We start from the raw sequence: 16878 nt of genomic DNA, 5'->3' as shown, positions 1-16878 counted from the left end.
GTTGGGGTAGGATTCAGCCACTGACCCCAACGGCCGGACATGGACTTCACGCATGCGTTTACGTCATATCGAGGTGATACAGGCGCTTTTACAGACGGGTCACGTGGGCACCGCCGCCGAATGGCTGCAATTGCCGGCGGGCGATGTCGAGGAGCGACTGCGCGAAGCCGAGAGTCAGTTGGGGTTCATGCTGTTCGCCAGTGTGCGCGGACGGCTTCAAGCCACAGCCGAAGCCCGAGCGTTGCAAGTTGAAATCGCCCACATTTATGACGCGCTGGAACCGGTGCAACGGCTGGCCAGCAGTCTCAAGCAATACCTCGCCCCACCCCTTCGAATCATTGGCACCCCGCCGCTGGCACAGCAGTTGTTGCCGCGAAGTCTCGCCGCATTGCGCCGACGCCTGCCGGACGTACCCTGCACGCTGCTCAGTGAGCCCACCCGCCACATCGTTCGCAGTCTGTTGCTGCGCGAAAGCGATCTGGGTCTGAGCCTGCACGATCCCGAACATCCGGATATCCATTGCCAGCCGCTGGCGCAAGGCAAGCTGCAATTGCTCGCGCCCCACGGCTGGCTGCAACCGAAGCAGAAGTATATTTCGCTGCAGGATCTGGCAGGTCAGGCGATGGTCGGCCTCGAAGGTCAGGACCCGCTGAGCCCGGCGCTGGAACACAAACTTCAGGCACTGCGCCCGGCACCGAGCATCCACACCCGGGTGCAGACCCATCAGATGATGCGCAGCATGGTTGAGGCCGGTGAAGGCCTGGCCATCGTCGACCCGTTCACCGCACTGGGTGCCCGGGCCAGTGGAATAGACACTTGCCCGTTGTCACCGGCGGTGCCGATCAGCCTTTATGCACTGACCTTCAAGCACGCGCCGCCGACATCGGCAGTCCAGACATTGCTGAGTATCGTCACGGAACAAGCCGCGGCGATGCTGGCGAGCTAATCGGGCTTTCGAGCGGATTATCGAAGAGTCGATACCAGAACAACGCCACCTCGGCGGTATTGGGGTCAATACCGCGATAACGCAGATGGTCGACGCCACCGATCACATAACCGCAGCGCTCATACAAGCGACAGGCGCCGAGGTTGTTGTTCTGGGTCTCGAGCATGATCCCCGGCAGTTTTTTCTTGCGGCTCCAGAACTGCGCCACCTCCAGCAACGCCTTGGCAACACCATGGCGCCGTGCCGGCGCATGCACCGCCAGCTCATCGATATGGGCGAAACCGTTCCAGTTGGTACTGATCACCAGATGCCCCACCGGCTGATCTTCCAGCCAGGCCATGAAGATCGCACTGTCGGGTGCATCGCGGAAACTGCTGAATTCTTCGGGGTCGATGCCGTAGCACTTGCGATACGGCACGATGGGCGTCACGCCCCACTGCGCGACGGGCTTGCCGATTTCGGCAGCGCCATAGGCGGCGACCTCGAAGCTGAAATCGCTGCCCCAGATATAGGCGGCAAAGCCGTCGTCGGCAACGCGCACCGACAGCCCTGGGTATTTTGGATTCATGACCGGTTGCATACTGGGAAACGCCCTCATTCCTTGACGCAATCGACGGTGTAATGCCGTCCATTGCCCTCGTCTTCGTGTTGCAGTCCGTGCACATCGATCACGAAACCCGGAAAACTCGCATCGAACGTGCGGGCAAACTTCAGGTAATCGATGATCGACCGGGTGGATTCTGTGAAGCGTTCGCCGGGCATGATCAACGGAATCCCCGGCGGATAAGGCACCAGCATCACCGCCGCGACACGCCCCTCCAGCTCATCGATCGGCACCGCCTCGACTTCGCCGCGCACCAGTTGATCATAGGCGTGAGCCGGTTTCATGGCGATTTCCGGCAGCACGGTGTACATGCGTCTGAGGTGTCTGGCGGTGGCATTGCTGCGGTAGCAGGCGTGGAGTTGATCGCAGAGATCGCGCAGGCCCATGCCGCGATACCGCACAGGATCTTCCTGGGCGACACACTTCAGGCAGGCATCGAGGCTGACGTTGGCGTCGTAGTTGCGCTTGAACTCCAGCAGTTCGGTCAGCAGCGTGCTCCACTTGCCCTTGGTGATACCCATGGAGAACAGCACCAGGAACGAATACAGCCCGGTTTTCTCCACCACCAGCCCGCGCTCCCAGAGGAAACGGCTGACCACCGCCGCCGGAATGCCCTTGTCGCTCAGCGCGCCGCCGGCGGTCAGGCCTGGCATCACCAGGGTGACCTTGATTGGATCGAGCAGTACGTAGTCGTCGCTGACCTCGCCGAAACCATGCCAGTCCGCCTCGGGCTTCAGCAGCCAGTCTTCGGTCTGCACCCGGTCGATGCCCTCGACACCCGGCGGCTGCCAGATCGAAAACCACCAGTCATTGGCGTCGATGTGTTGCCGCAGATTGGCCAGTGCCCGGCGAAAGCTCAGGGCTTCATCGAAGGTTTCCTGCAACAGCGAACGCCCGGCCGGGCCTTCCATCATGGCCGAGGCCACGTCCAGCGAAGCGATGATGCTGTACTGCGGCGATGTCGAGATATGCATCATGAACGCTTCGTTGAACCGGTCGCGATCCAGCTGACGCGCGCCGCCGTCCTGCACATGAATCATTGAAGCCTGGCTGAACGCCGCCAGCAGTTTGTGAGTGGAATGGGTGGTGAACACCAGCGGGCTGTCGGCGCTGCGCGAGGTGGCCATGCCGTAGCGTCCGGCAAAGAATTCGTGAAACGCCGCGTAGGCGTACCAGGCTTCGTCGAAGTGCAAGACTTCGACGCTGTTGCCCAGGCTCTGCTTGATCAGTTCGGCGTTGTAGCAGAGGCCGTCGTAAGTGGAGTTGGTCACCACGGCCAGTTTGACTTTCGGCTCCCGGCCCTTGGTCAGCGGGCTCGCGTCGATCTTGGCCTGGATCGATTCGCGGCTGAACTCGCTCAGCGGAATCGGCCCGATAATGCCCAGCTCGTTGCGTTCAGGGCACAGATAGAGAGGAATCGCGCCAGTCATGATGATCGCGTGCAACACCGACTTGTGGCAGTTGCGATCCACCAGCACCAGATCATCGCGCCCGACCATCGAGTGCCAGACGATTTTGTTGGCGGTCGAGGTGCCATTGATCACGAAAAAGGTGTGATCGGCGCCGAAATTGCGCGCCGCCCGTGCTTCCGCTTCAGCCAGCGGCCCGGTGTGATCGAGCAGCGAACCCAGCTCCGGCACCGACACCGACAAATCCGAACGCAGGGTGTTTTCCCCGAAGAACTGGTGAAACGCCTGCCCCACCGGGCTCTTGTGATACGCCACCCCGCCGCCATGACCCGGGGTGTGCCAGGAATAGTTGGAATCGGCGGTGTGCTGCACCAATGCCTTGAAGAACGGCGGCAGCAGCCCGTCCAGATATTTACGCGCCGCCCGTGCAACCTGCCGGGCCAGAAACGGTACGGTGTCTTCGAACAGATAAAGGATGCCGCGCAACTGATTCAATTCGGCCATGGCATCGGCCGGGGCGTTTTCCAGGGTGACCTGCTCGCCGAGGGCGAAGATTGGCAGATCCGGCGCCCGCACACGAGCCAGGCCGATCAGTTCGGCCATGTTCTGTAACAAATGGGAATGGGTGCTGGCATCTTCGGCGGCGATCAACATGCACGCCAGACCATGGTGGGTCGACGCCACCAGCCGGCCCTCGGTGTAGTCCGTGGCCGAAACGATGCTGAAACCTTCTTGCTCAAGTTCACGGGCAATGCCGCGAATGCGTTCGCCGGCAACCGTGTCGGCCTTGATGTCGCGGTGGACGATCAACACCGGGAACTTCAGATCTTTGTACATGGGGCTCAGTGTCCTGAGGCGGCGGAGAGTGATCTGCCAATGTCCTCAGGGTAGAGGGTCGGAGCCGATGTGGCGAGGGTGGCCAGTTGTCAGTACTGACAAAAAAAGGATCGTCCGGACACGGCTTTGGTGTCCGGACGATCCTTTTGTGCCTTACGCCTGAGCTTCGGCTTCCAGCAACTGTGTCCACAGCGCCGGGGCGCCGGCCGACTTGGCGATGATTTCCAGGCGCGCCTGGTGTTCAGCCAGTTCGGCTTCGGTAGCGCGAATGATCCGCCCCGGCTGGCGATCCGCCGGCAGACGGCGGATTTCAGTGGCGGAGTTGTCCGCGCCCTCGCCCGTGCCGTTACCGTCGGAAGCATTGCCGGCCAGCGACAGGCTGGTCTGGCCACCGGTCATGGTCAGGTAGACGTCGGCGAGAATCTCCGAGTCGAGCAACGCGCCGTGCAGCTCACGGCCGGAGTTGTCGACGCCGTAGCGTTTGCACAAGGCATCGAGGCTGTTGCGCTGACCCGGGTGACGTTCCCGGGCCATCATCAGGGTGTCGAGGATCGTGCAGTGCTGCGTGATGTCCGCGCGATCCTGCTGGCCCATCAGGGCGAATTCGTTGTTGATGAAGCCAACGTCGAACGCCGCGTTATGGATGATCAGTTGCGCGCCGTTGATGAACTCGAAGAATTCGTCGGCCACTTCGGCGAAGCGCGGCTTGCCGACGAGAAATTCGTTGGTAATGCCGTGGACGCCGATCGCGCCTTCGTCACTTTCGCGATCCGGCTGCAGGTAGACGTGAAAGTGCCGCCCCGTCAGACGCCGACCGATCAGTTCGACGCAACCGATTTCAATGATCCGGTGACCATCGGTCACCGGCATGCCGGTGGTTTCGGTATCGAGTACAACGGATCTGGTGGCCATCAGTGTTCAGCTCTCAACGGGGTCAATCGTGCAAAAGCGGCGATGTTAACACGCTCGCCGGGAGGGTTTCAGTGGTAAGGACTCAGCTCTGCTTGTAACCGCGAACCTCATCCACCCCGCGGTTGGCCAACTGGTCGGCACGCTCGTTGCCGTGGTGGCCGATGTGGCCGCGCACCCATTTCCAGGTGACCTTGTGGCGGTTGACCTGCTCGTCGAGCTCTTTCCACAGATCGGCGTTTTTGACTGGCTCCTTGGCAGCAGTTTTCCAGCCGCGTTTCTTCCAGTTGGCCATCCACTCGTTGATGCCTTTCATCACGTATTGCGAGTCGGTTACCAGCAGCACTTCGCATGGACGCTTGAGGGCTTCCAGGCCACGGATCGCGCCGAGCAGTTCCATGCGATTGTTGGTGGTGTTGGCCTCGCCGCCCCACAGTTCCTTTTCGACGCCCTTGCACACCAGCAAGGCTCCCCAGCCGCCAGGGCCGGGATTGCCTTTGCAGGCGCCGTCAGTGAACAGTTCTACGCTATCGACGCTTTCGCTCATGCCAATCTATCCAGAAAAATGCGTGGCCTCGCCGATCAAGGATCGACGACGGCCAGGGCCGGGACAAACCCGGCCACAATAAAAGAAGGTTTACGGTTCGATACGGCGACGATTGACCTTGGCCATCGGCAGCGGAATCAGCTTGCCCATCGGCTCGCGGCGCTCCTGGCGCACCGGACGCAGGCCGACCACGATCTTGCGCGCGACCAACAGATAGAAACCGCCGCCCGCCAGTTGCCAGTCGCCGGCCTTGCGTTCCCAGCCGGCCAGACGGGCCTGCCACTTGGGTGACGCGAGCGGCGGACGATAGCACCCGAAGCGGCGTTTCTCCAGCGCGAAGCCCAGCAGGTTGAGCCAGTCGGCGACCCGCGACGGCGAGATGCAGCGGGCCTGGTGCAACGCGTCGTGAGCGAACACATGGCGCAAGCCCCAGGTACTCCAGGGATTGATCCCGACGATCAGCAGATGCCCGCCGGGGCGCACGCTGCTGGCCGCTTCACGCAAAAGACCGTGGGGCGACAGACAGAAATCCAGGCCATGCTGCAACACCACCACATCGGCGGCGTGCTCGCTCAACGGCCAGGCCTGCTCTTCGCAGACGATCTCGACGCCGGGCAACGGCGCACCGAGGCGCACGTTGCGCTGCACCTGTGGCGCCGACGGCGGCGTTTCGGCGGACGGACCGTAATGCACCAGATAGCCGCCGAAGAACCGGCCGAGCTCGTCTTCGAGCATGCGCCGCTCTTCGTCCAGCAGAAATTGCCCGAGGGGGCCGGACAGCCACTCACGGGCCGCCCCGATAAGGGCCAGCCAGTCAGGATCGGCCTGAGCGAACGCTTTATCGATCATTGCATTCTCCAACACGCCAGGAACCTCTAAGATGCGCCAATGTTACCCGCTTGGCGAATCCGAAGATGATACAGATCAGTGCCCTGCCCGCCTTCACCGACAACTACATCTGGTTGTTACAGGATCATGCCACCCAACGTTGCGCGGTGGTCGATCCGGGAGATGCCGCCCCCGTACAGGCGTGGCTCGCCGCGCATCCGGGCTGGGTGCTGAGCGACATTCTGATCACCCACCATCACCACGACCATGTCGGTGGCGTCGAGGCGCTCAAGAAAGCCACTGGAGCCACCGTCTACGGTCCGGCCAGCGAAAGCATCCCGGGGCGGGACGTCGCGCTCAAGGACAACGACAAGGTGCGTGTGCTCGGCTGGGACTTCGAGGTCTACGCCGTCCCCGGCCACACCCTGGGGCACATCGCCTATTACCATCACGGCCTGCTGTTCTGCGGCGACACTCTGTTCGCCGCCGGTTGCGGCCGGTTGTTCGAAGGCACACCGGAGCAGATGCATCATTCCCTTGGTCGTCTGGCGGCGCTGCCGGAAGACACTCTGGTGTACTGCACTCACGAATACACCCTGAGCAACCTGAAATTCGCTGCCGCCGTGGAGCCGGGCAACCCGGACATTGCCACCCGTCTGGAAAAAGTCACCCGGCAACGGCAGAACGGGGTCATGACCCTGCCCTCGACCATCGCACTGGAAAAGCTCACAAACCCGTTTCTGCGGACCGGTGAAACATTAGTTACACAAAAAGTGGACGAACGGAATGGCGCTCAAAACCGGGCGCCGAGTGAGGTTTTTGCGGCTCTGCGGGCTTGGAAAGATAAGTTCTAAGCCGCTCACCACTGGGTACAAAAACCGTGAATGGTTGACCGCAAGGGGTGCGCTTTCTAGAATCGCCCGACATTTTTGCCCGGAACTTACTTCCAGCCAATGTCGTCATCCATACGTAAGTCCGTCAATTCAGACGCATTGACCCGCCTGGCGCAAGCCATCGCGGTGGCTGTGTCCGCCACGCTGGCGGGCTGCTCCAGCCATGCTCCGCAGACTGAAGCGACCCATACGCCGAACATTGCTGCGCGAGCCAAGCAGAAGCCGATCTGGTTGTCCGAAAAGCCCAGCCCTCAGGTGCCCCAGGACATCTGGGAACGCATGCGCAACGGTTTTCAGCTGCAGGAAGGTCTGGGCGTGAACCCGCGCATCGAGCAACAGCGCCTGTGGTTTGCCAGTAATCCTTCCTTCCTCGAAAACGCCGGCGAACGCGGCAGCCTATACATTCACTACATCGTCGAACGCCTCGAAGAACGCAACATGCCGCTGGAACTGGCGCTGCTGCCGGTCATCGAGAGCGCCTACAACCCGATGGCCTACTCCCGCGCCGATGCGGTAGGCCTCTGGCAGTTCATCCCGTCCACCGGGCGCTACTACAACCTGCGCCAGACCCGTTTCTACGACGGCCGTCGCGACATCACCGCCTCGACCACCGCTGCGATGGATTACCTGACCCGCCTGCACGACATGTTCAACGGTGACTGGCTGTTGGCTCTCGCCGCCTACAACGCCGGTGAAGGCACGGTCAGCCGCGCCATCGAACGCAACGAACGCCTGGGTTTGCCAACCGACTACTGGAACCTGCCGCTGCCGGCGGAAACCCAGGCCTACGTGCCGAAACTGCTGGCCCTGTCGCAAGTGGTGCTGGCGCCGGAAGCCTACGGGGTCAACCTCAACCCGATCGCCAACGAGCCTTATTTCCAGGTCGTCGAAATCAACCAGCGCATGGACCTGTCCAAGGTCGCCGCGGTAGCCAACATCGACGAGGACGAGCTGTTCCAGCTCAACCCGGCGTTCAAGCAGCGCACCACCGTCGACGGCCCGCAGCATTTGCTGGTGCCGACGTCGAAGGCGCAATTGCTGACCACCAGCCTGCAGACCATGCGTCCTGAAGAGCTGATCAGCCCGCGTTCGCTGAAACCGGTGTTCGAGGGCGCCGATCCGAGCGAGATCGCACAGGCCAAGCGCGCCTATCGGGTAAAGCGTGGCGACAACCTCGGCTCCATTGCCAAGGCCAACAAGGTCGAGGTCAAGGACCTGCAACGCTGGAACAAGCTGACCGGCAAGAACCTCAAGGTCGGCCAGACCCTGGTGATGCAGGACACCACCAAGCGCACGCCGGCGCGCAACAGTGGCGGGCGCATCAATACGGTCATCGCTGCCAACAGCAAGTCCAGCAGCAAGACCAAAGACAGGGACGACGGCAAGCAGCAGACCCAGTACAAGGTCAAACGTGGCGACACGCTGTACGTGGTCGCCAAGCGCTTCAACGTCGAGATGCAACATCTCAAGCGCTGGAATCCGGGCGCCGGCAAAGCGCTCAAGCCTGGGCAGATGCTCACGGTCTACCAGCCGCACTGACAAAGAGCCCCTGAATTTCAGGGGCTTTTTTTCGCCTGTCATTTTTTGTCTTCGGCGCAGTCGACTCCCACAATTAACCGCGCATTAAGTCTCTGTCTTTTTCCTGTCCATACAAGCTGTTACTGTACGGCCCACAAAGCCCAAGCCGCCTGGATCGGATCTGACTTGAAGCGTCCCCTCCTCCTGCTCCTGATCAGCCTGGCCTTGAGCTCCCCCGCTAGCGCGACAATCACCGAAAGCCACGGTTATGCGCAGTTCGGCACGCTCAAGTACCCGGCCAGATTTACCCACTTCGCCTGGGTCAACCCGCAAGCGCCCAAGGGCGGTACTTTGCGGGTGATGGCGTTTGGCACCTTCGATACGCTCAATCCCTACACGTTCAAGGGCACCAGCCCGGTCACCACTCCGAATTTCCTGCAGTACGGTATCAACGAGCTGAACGAGCCGCTGATGGTCGGCACCGGCCAGTACTCGCCGTCCGGTGACGAGCCGGCCTCCAGCTATGGCCTGATCGCCCGGTCGGTGGAGTACAGCGAAGACCGCAGCTGGGTCGTGTTCAACCTGCGCCCGGAAGCACGCTTCCACGATGGCACGCCGATCACCGCCTATGACGTGGCGTTCTCCTATCGAACGCTGCTCAAGGAAGGCCACCCGCTGTACCGCACGGCGCTTCAGGAAGTGTCGCGGGTCGACATTCTCAACCCGCAACGCATTCGCTTCATCATGAAGCGCTCGGGCAATCCGTTGCTGATCCTGCGCCTCGGGGAGTTGCCGGTGCTGCCTCAGCACTACTGGAAAGACCGCGACTTCAAGGCCACCACCTTCGAACCGCCATTGGGCAGCGGGCCGTACCGCATTACCTCGGTGACGCCGGGGCGGCAGCTGATTTTCGAACGGGTCAAGGATTATTGGGGCAAGGACTTGCCGGTCAATCGCGGCAAGTACAATTTCGATCGCATGGAAGTCGAGTTCTATCGCGACAGCGACGTCGCCTTCGAAGCGTTCAAGGCCGGCGAGTTCGACATCTATATCGAGCATCAGGCGAAGAACTGGGCCAACGGCTACAACTTCCCTGCCGTACGCCGTGGCGACGTGATCAAGGCGCAGATCCCGCACCAGATCCCGACCCAGAGCCAGGGCCTGTTCATGAACACCCGACGAGCCACCTTCTCGGACGTCAAGACCCGCGAAGCGCTGGGTCTGATGTTCGACTTCGAGTGGACCAACCGCGCGCTGTTCAGCGATGCCTACCAGCGCACCACCAGCTATTACCCGAACAGCGAATTCAGCGCCAGCGGTCTGCCGGTCGGCCACGAATGGCTGATGCTCAAGCCCTACAAGGAGCAACTGCCGGCCCGGCTGTTCACCGAGCCGTTCACGCTGCCGCAGACCGACGGGCGCGGCATTCCCCGGGAAACCATGCGCAAGGCGCTGGCGCTGCTGGCCGAGGCCGGCTGGAAGCTCAACGGCCAGCGTCTGCAGAACGCCACCGGCCAACCGCTGAGTCTTGAACTGCTGCTGGTCAATCCGAACCTTGAGCGCATCCTCCAGCCGTACATCGAGAACCTCAAGAGCATCGGCATCGACGCGCGCCTGCGCACGGTGGATCGCGCCCAATACAAACAACGTCTGGATCAATTCGATTTCGACATGATCCTGATGACCCTCAACCAGACCCTCAGCCCGGGACTGGAGCAGTGGCAGTACTTCCATTCCAGCCAGGTCGGGGTCAAGGGCAGCAAGAATTACGCAGGCATCGCCAACCCGGTGGTCGATCATCTGCTGGAGCAACTGCTCGCCGCCCGCACCCGCGATGAACAGGTCGCCGCCGGCAAGGCCCTGGACCGCGTGCTGCTCTGGCAGCACTACAGCATTCCCAACTGGTACCTCAATTATCACCGTCTGGCGTACCGCAACCGGTTCGCCTTCGTCAGCACGCCGCCCTACACCCTGGGCCTGAGCGCGTGGTGGCTGAAATCTTCGGAGAAAGGTCAATGAACGCCGTTCGCACCCTGCTCGTGCAGGCTTGCAGCCTGTTGTTCGCCGGGCTGGCCTGTGCCGCCCCGCAACACGCCGTGACCCTGTACAACGAGCCACCGAAATACCCTGCCGATTTCAAGCATTTCGATTACGTCGACCCCAATGCTCCCAAGGGCGGGATCTTCCGTCAGGCCGGCTTCGGCGGTTTCGACAGCCTGAACCCGTTCATCAGCAAGGGCGTGCCGGCAGATGACGTCGGGCAGATCTACGACACCCTGACCCGGCATAGCCTCGACGAGCCGTTCACCGAATACGGCCTGATCGCCGGCAAGATCGAAAAGGCCCCGGACAACAGCTGGGTGCGCTTCTACCTGCGCCCCGAAGCGCGCTTCCATGACGGCCACCCGGTGCGCGCCGAAGACGTCGTGTTCAGTTTCGAGACCCTGACGAAAGAGGGCTCGCCGATGTTTCGCGGTTACTACAGCGACGTCGAAGCAGCCGTCGCCGAGGACCCGCTGACGGTGCTGTTCAAGTTCAAGCACAACAACAACCGCGAGCTGCCGCTGATCCTCGGCCAGTTGCCGGTGCTGCCGAAACATTGGTGGGCCAGTCGCGATTTCAACAAGGGCAATCTGGAAATCCCGCTGGGCAGCGGCCCTTACAAGGTCGCCGAAGTGAAGGCCGGACGCTCGGTACGATACGAGCGGGTCAAGGATTACTGGGGCAAGGACCTGCCGGTCAATCGCGGTTTCTACAATTTCGACGTGATGACCACCGACTACTTCCGCGACAACACCGTCGCCCTGGAAGCCCTGAAGGCCGGCCAGTTCGACTACTGGCTGGAAATGACCGCGAAGAACTGGGCCAACGCCTACAACATCCCGGCCGTCACCGAGGGCCGACTGGTCAAGGAGCTGATCCCCAACGGCAACCCGACGGGCATGCAGGGCTTCGTCTTCAACCTGCGCCGGCCGGTGTTCCAGGACGTTCGCGTGCGTCAGGCACTGGGTCTGTTGCTCGACTTCGAATGGACCAACAAGCAATTGTTCAACGGCGCCTATGTGCGCACCCGCAGTTATTTCGAGAACTCGGAAATGGCCGCCACCGGCCTGCCGGACGCCGATCAGCTGGCGATCCTCGACCCGTTCCGCCGCCAGCTCCCGGCGCAGGTGTTCAGCGAAGCCTTCGAAAATCCGAAGACCGACGCCAGCGGCATGATCCGCCTGCAGCAACGCGAAGCCTATCAACTGCTGCAAGAGGCCGGCTGGAAGATCGTCGACGACAAAATGGTCGACACCACCGGCAAACCGGTGGTCATCGAGTTCCTGCTGGCCCAGACCGAATTCGAGCGGGTGCTGCTGCCGTTCAAGCGCAACCTCGCCGACCTGGGCATCGATCTGGTGATCCGCCGTGTCGACGTCTCGCAGTACGTCAACCGCGTGCGTTCGCGGGATTTCGACATGATCGTCGGCAGTTTCCCGCAGTCCAACTCACCGGGTAACGAACAACGGGAGTTCTGGATGAGCGCCGCCGCCGACAAGCCCAGCAGCCGCAACTCCATGGGCCTGAAAGACCCGATCGTCGATCACCTGGTCGAAAGCCTGATCAACGCCGACTCGCGCAAAAGCCTGGTGGCCCACGCCCGGGCTCTCGACCGCGTGCTGCAATGGGGTTACTACGTGATCCCCAACTGGCACATCAAGAGCTGGCGCGTGGCGTACTGGAACCACATCGGCCATCCGAAAATCTCCCCCAAGTACGACATCGGCATTAACACCTGGTGGGTCAAACCCGATACAAAACCTGCGGTAGAAGTGCAAACCCAACTGCAAGCCGACCCTGTGGGCACGGAGTAATCAGATGCTGGCGTACATTTTTCGACGACTGTTGCTGATCATCCCGACCCTGTTCGGCATTCTGCTGATCAACTTCGTGATCATCCAGGCCGCGCCCGGCGGTCCGGTGGAGCAGATGATCGCCAAGCTCGAAGGCTTTGAAGGTGCCACCAGCCGCATCGCCGGTGGCGGCGCCGAAGTGTCGGTGGCCGGCTCCTCCTATCGCGGTGCGCAGGGCCTGGACCCGGCGCTGATCAAGGAAATCGAGAAGATGTACGGGTTCGACAAGTCGGCCCCGGAGCGTCTGTGGATCATGGTCAAGAACTACGCGCGACTGGATTTCGGCGACAGCTTCTTCCGCGACGCCAAGGTCATCGACCTGATCAAGGAAAAGATGCCGGTGTCGATCTCCCTCGGGCTGTGGAGCACGCTGATCATGTACCTGGTGTCGATCCCGCTGGGGATCGCCAAGGCCACGCGGCACGGCAGTCATTTCGACGTCTGGACCAGTTCGGCGATCATCGTCGGTTATGCGATTCCGGCGTTCCTGTTTGCGATTCTGCTGATCGTGGTGTTTGCCGGCGGCAGTTACCTGGACTGGTTTCCTTTACGCGGGCTGACCTCGAACAACTTCGATGAGCTGAGCCTGGGCGGGAAGGTCCTCGACTATTTCTGGCACCTGGCGCTGCCGGTGACGGCGCTGGTGATCGGCAACTTCGCGACCATGACCCTGCTGACCAAAAACAGCTTCCTCGACGAAATCAACAAGCAGTACGTGGTCACCGCCAAGGCCAAGGGCCTGACCCGCCACCGCGTGCTCTACGGCCATGTGTTCCGCAACGCGATGCTGCTGGTGATCGCCGGTTTCCCCTCGGCGTTCATCGGCATCTTCTTCACGGGTTCCCTGCTGGTGGAAGTGATCTTCTCCCTCGACGGCCTCGGCCTGATGAGTTTCGAAGCGGCGATCAACCGCGATTACCCGGTGGTGTTCGGCACCCTGTTCATCTTCACCCTGCTGGGGCTGGTGGTGAAACTGATCGGCGACCTCACCTACACCCTGGTCGATCCGCGCATCGACTTCGCCAGCCGGGAGCATTGAGATGAACCTGTCCCCGCTAAACCGTCGACGCTTCGAACTGTTCAAGGCCAACAAGCGTGGCTGGTGGTCACTGTGGCTGTTTCTGATCCTGTTCGGCCTGAGCCTGGGTGCCGAACTGATCGCCAACGACAAGCCGCTGGTGGTGCACTACGACAACAACTGGTACTTCCCGGCGATCAAGCGCTACCCGGAAACCACCTTCGGCGGCGAATTCCCGCTGGAAGCCAACTACAAGAGCCCGTACATCCGCGAACTGCTCAAGGCCAAGGACGCGTGGGTGCTGTGGGCGCCGATCCCGTTCAGCTACCAGAGCATCAACTACGACCTGAAAGTCCCGGCCCCTGCCCCGCCCTCGGCGGACAACCTGCTGGGCACCGACGATCAGGGCCGCGATGTGCTGGCGCGGGTGATCTACGGTTTCCGTATCTCCGTGCTGTTCGCCCTGACCCTGACCGTGCTCAGTTCGATCATCGGCGTGATCGCCGGTGCGCTGCAGGGCTTCTATGGCGGCTGGGTGGATCTGGCCGGCCAGCGCTTCCTGGAGATCTGGTCGGGTTTGCCGGTGCTGTACCTGCTGATCATTCTCGCCAGCTTCGTCCAGCCGAATTTCTGGTGGCTGCTGGGGATCATGCTGCTGTTCTCGTGGATGAGCCTGGTGGACGTGGTGCGCGCCGAGTTCCTGCGCGGGCGCAACCTCGAATACGTGCGCGCAGCCAGAGCGCTGGGCATGCAGAACGGCGCGATCATGTTCCGCCACATCCTGCCCAACGCCATGGTTTCGACCATGACCTTCATGCCGTTCATCCTGACCGGCGCCATCGGCACCCTCACCGCCCTGGATTTCCTCGGCTTTGGCTTGCCGGCCGGCAGTCCGTCGCTGGGTGAACTGGTAGCCCAGGGAAAATCCAACCTGCAGGCGCCGTGGCTGGGCATGAGCGCGTTTGCGGTACTGGCGCTGATGTTGAGCTTGCTGGTGTTTATCGGCGAGTCCGCTCGCGATGCCTTCGACCCGAGGAAGTGAAATGAATCAGGACAATCTGATCGAAGTGCGCGACCTCGCCGTCGAATTCGGAACGGGCGAGCGCTCGCACCGGGTGGTCGAGGGCGTCAGTTTCGACATCAAGCGTGGCGAGACTCTGGCGCTGGTGGGCGAGTCCGGTTCGGGCAAGTCGGTGACGGCGCACTCGATCCTGCGCCTGCTGCCCTACCCGCTGGCCCGCCACCCTGCCGGCAGCATCAGCTATTCCGGGCAGAACTTGCTGGAACTGAGCGAAAAGACCATCCGTCACATCCGCGGCAACCGGATCGCGATGATCTTCCAGGAGCCGATGACCTCGCTCAACCCGCTGCACTCGATCGAAAAACAGATCAACGAAGTGCTCGGCATCCACAAGGGCCTGACTGGCAAGGTCGCGACCAGGCGCACTCTGGAGCTGCTGGAAATGGTCGGCATCCCCGAGCCGCACAAACGGCTCAAGGCCCTGCCCCACGAATTGTCCGGCGGCCAGCGCCAGCGGGTGATGATCGCCATGGCCCTGGCCAACGAGCCGGAACTGTTGATCGCCGACGAACCGACCACCGCGCTGGACGTGACCGTTCAGCTGAAAATCCTCGACCTGCTCAAGGAATTGCAGGCTCGATTGGGCATGGCGCTGCTACTGATCAGTCACGATTTGAACCTGGTGCGAAGAATTGCGCATCGTGTATGTGTCATGCAGCGCGGTTGCATCGTCGAACAGGCATCGTGCGCAGAGCTGTTCCGTTCTCCGCAGCATCCGTACACTCGGGAGCTGCTGGCGGCGGAGCCCAGCGGAGGCCCGGCGAGCAATAAAATCGGGGCGCCGCTGCTTGAGGTCGAGGACTTGAAAGTCTGGTTCCCGATCAAAAAAGGCTTGCTCAAGCGCACGGTGGATCACGTCAAGGCAGTGGACGGCATCAATTTCAGCCTGCCTCAGGGTCAAACCCTGGGGATCGTGGGGGAAAGCGGTTCCGGCAAATCCACCCTGGGCCTGGCGATTTTGCGGCTCATCGGCAGCAAAGGTGCGATCCGTTTTGAAGGCAAGCAGCTAGACTGCCTGACGCAGAACGAGGTTCGCCCGTTGCGTCGGGAGATGCAGGTGGTGTTCCAGGACCCGTTTGGCAGCCTGAGCCCGCGAATGTGTGTGAGCGACATCGTTGGCGAAGGCCTGCGGATTCACAGGATGGGCACCGCCGCCGAGCAGGAAGCGGCAATTATTGCGGCATTGAAGGAGGTAGGTCTGGATCCGGAAACCCGGCACCGCTACCCCCACGAATTTTCCGGTGGGCAGCGGCAGCGTATCGCCATTGCCCGGGCCTTGGTGCTCAAACCGGCGCTGATCCTGCTGGACGAGCCGACTTCGGCCCTCGACCGGACGGTGCAGCGGCAAGTGGTGGAGCTGTTGCGTTCACTGCAAGCCAAGTACAACCTGACGTATTTGTTCATCAGCCATGACCTGGCTGTTGTGAAAGCGCTGAGCCACCAGTTGATGGTGGTCAAGCATGGCCAAGTGGTCGAACAGGGAGACGCGCAAAGTATCTTTGCCGCCCCCCAACATCCGTATACACAGCAGTTGCTGGAGGCCGCTTTCCTGGCACCAGCCACTGCGCAATAACCTGAAAGAGGAGCAACACATGGGTTTTCTCGCCGGTAAGCGCGTACTGATCGTCGGTGTCGCCAGCAAGCTGTCCATCGCATCCGGCATCGCTGCCGCCATGCATCGCGAGGGCGCTGAGCTTGCCTTCACTTATCAGAACGACAAACTGAAAGGTCGCGTTGAAGAGTTCGCACAGGGCTGGGGTTCGAGCCCTGAGCTGTGCTTCCCGTGCGACGTGGCCAGCGATGAAGAAATCGCCAAGGTCTTCGAAGAACTGAGCAAGAAGTGGGACGGCCTGGACTGCATCGTGCACTCCGTCGGCTTCGCCCCGGGCGACCAACTGGACGGCGACTTCACCGAAGCCACCACCCGTGAAGGCTTCCGCATCGCTCACGACATCAGCGCCTACAGCTTCGTGGCTCTGGCCAAGGCCGGTCGCGAAATGATGAAAGGCCGCAACGGCAGCCTGCTGACCCTGTCCTACCTGGGCGCCGAGCGCACCATGCCGAACTACAACGTCATGGGCATGGCCAAGGCTTCGCTGGAAGCCGGCGTACGTTACCTGGCCGGTTCCCTGGGCCCGGACGGCACCCGCGTCAACTGCGTATCGGCTGGCCCGATCCGCACCCTGGCCGCTTCCGGCATCAAGAACTTCCGCAAGATGCTGGCCGCCAACGAAGCGCAAACTCCGCTGCGCCGCAACGTCACCATCGAAGAAGTCGGCAACGCCGGCGCCTTCCTGTGTTCCGACCTGGCGTCGGGCATCAGCGGTGAAATCATGTACGTGGACGGCGGCTTCAACACCACCGCCATGGGCAACATCGAAGAGTAATCTTC

The 16878-nt window shown here is 61.6% G+C and carries 14 protein-coding genes; 9 read left to right on the top strand and 5 right to left on the bottom strand.

The window, feature by feature from the left end; all coding sequences use genetic code 11:
- Positions 1 to 52 precede the first annotated feature (52 nt).
- Positions 53 to 946 carry a LysR family transcriptional regulator gene (locus NE357_RS11255; protein ID WP_169429906.1) on the top strand — a complete coding sequence of 298 codons (894 nt, stop codon included), beginning with the start codon at positions 53 to 55 and terminating at the stop codon, positions 944 to 946.
- Here the strand turns inward: NE357_RS11255 and NE357_RS11250 are convergent.
- From NE357_RS11250 to NE357_RS11230, 5 genes are all read right to left on the bottom strand, one after another.
- On the bottom strand, positions 912 to 1526 hold the full coding sequence (locus tag NE357_RS11250) for a GNAT family N-acetyltransferase (RefSeq protein ID WP_169429905.1): 615 nt from the start codon (positions 1524 to 1526) through the stop codon (positions 912 to 914). The genes NE357_RS11255 and NE357_RS11250 overlap by 35 nt on opposite strands.
- Positions 1527 to 1540: 14 nt before the next feature.
- On the bottom strand, positions 1541 to 3796 hold the full coding sequence (locus tag NE357_RS11245) for an Orn/Lys/Arg family decarboxylase (protein WP_169429904.1): 2256 nt from the start codon (positions 3794 to 3796) through the stop codon (positions 1541 to 1543).
- A gap of 153 nt (positions 3797 to 3949) precedes the next feature.
- On the bottom strand, positions 3950 to 4708 hold the full coding sequence (gene dnaQ, locus NE357_RS11240; RefSeq protein WP_169429903.1) for a DNA polymerase III subunit epsilon: 759 nt from the start codon (positions 4706 to 4708) through the stop codon (positions 3950 to 3952).
- A gap of 82 nt (positions 4709 to 4790) precedes the next feature.
- Entirely contained in the window at positions 4791 to 5252 is a 462-nt protein-coding gene (gene rnhA, locus NE357_RS11235) for a ribonuclease HI (RefSeq protein ID WP_003224162.1), read from the bottom strand.
- A 90-nt stretch (positions 5253 to 5342) separates the two neighbouring features.
- Complete coding sequence (locus NE357_RS11230; protein WP_085708596.1) at positions 5343 to 6101, bottom strand: methyltransferase domain-containing protein; 759 nt, start codon at positions 6099 to 6101, stop codon at positions 5343 to 5345.
- A gap of 65 nt (positions 6102 to 6166) precedes the next feature.
- On the opposite strand from NE357_RS11230, the gene gloB reads away from it, so the two are divergent.
- The 8 genes from gloB to fabI all read left to right on the top strand — a co-directional run bounded on the left by gloB (position 6167) and on the right by fabI (position 16873).
- Positions 6167 to 6934, top strand: coding sequence for a hydroxyacylglutathione hydrolase (gene gloB / locus NE357_RS11225; RefSeq protein ID WP_169429902.1), 768 nt, complete (start codon positions 6167 to 6169; stop codon positions 6932 to 6934).
- Positions 6935 to 7033: 99 nt separating this feature from the next.
- Complete coding sequence (locus tag NE357_RS11220; RefSeq protein WP_169429901.1) at positions 7034 to 8512, top strand: transglycosylase SLT domain-containing protein; 1479 nt, start codon at positions 7034 to 7036, stop codon at positions 8510 to 8512.
- A 165-nt stretch (positions 8513 to 8677) separates the two neighbouring features.
- Positions 8678 to 10510: an extracellular solute-binding protein gene (locus NE357_RS11215; protein WP_169429900.1), complete on the top strand. Its 1833-nt coding sequence runs from the start codon at positions 8678 to 8680 to the stop codon at positions 10508 to 10510.
- Entirely contained in the window at positions 10507 to 12348 is a 1842-nt protein-coding gene (locus tag NE357_RS11210; protein WP_169429899.1) for an extracellular solute-binding protein, read from the top strand. Before NE357_RS11215 ends, NE357_RS11210 begins: the two co-directional genes overlap by 4 nt.
- 4 nt (positions 12349 to 12352) lie before the next feature.
- Positions 12353 to 13426: a microcin C ABC transporter permease YejB gene (locus NE357_RS11205; protein WP_007956943.1), complete on the top strand. Its 1074-nt coding sequence runs from the start codon at positions 12353 to 12355 to the stop codon at positions 13424 to 13426.
- 1 nt (position 13427) lies between these two features.
- The gene (locus NE357_RS11200; RefSeq protein WP_085698849.1) at positions 13428 to 14447 is read left to right on the top strand and encodes an ABC transporter permease; all 1020 of its coding nucleotides are present in this window, start codon (positions 13428 to 13430) and stop codon (positions 14445 to 14447) included.
- A gap of 1 nt (position 14448) precedes the next feature.
- Positions 14449 to 16059 (top strand): ABC transporter ATP-binding protein, encoded by a 1611-nt coding sequence (locus tag NE357_RS11195; RefSeq protein ID WP_169429898.1) that lies wholly within the window; start codon positions 14449 to 14451, stop codon positions 16057 to 16059.
- 19 nt (positions 16060 to 16078) lie between these two features.
- Positions 16079 to 16873 (top strand): enoyl-ACP reductase FabI, encoded by a 795-nt coding sequence (gene fabI / locus NE357_RS11190; RefSeq protein ID WP_003202751.1) that lies wholly within the window; start codon positions 16079 to 16081, stop codon positions 16871 to 16873.
- Positions 16874 to 16878: the final 5 nt, after the last annotated feature.

This window comes from Pseudomonas sp. G7(2022), from assembly GCF_052660475.1.
The sequence above is the reverse complement of the archived record's forward strand: the minus strand, read 5'-3'. Positions and strand labels throughout refer to the sequence as shown.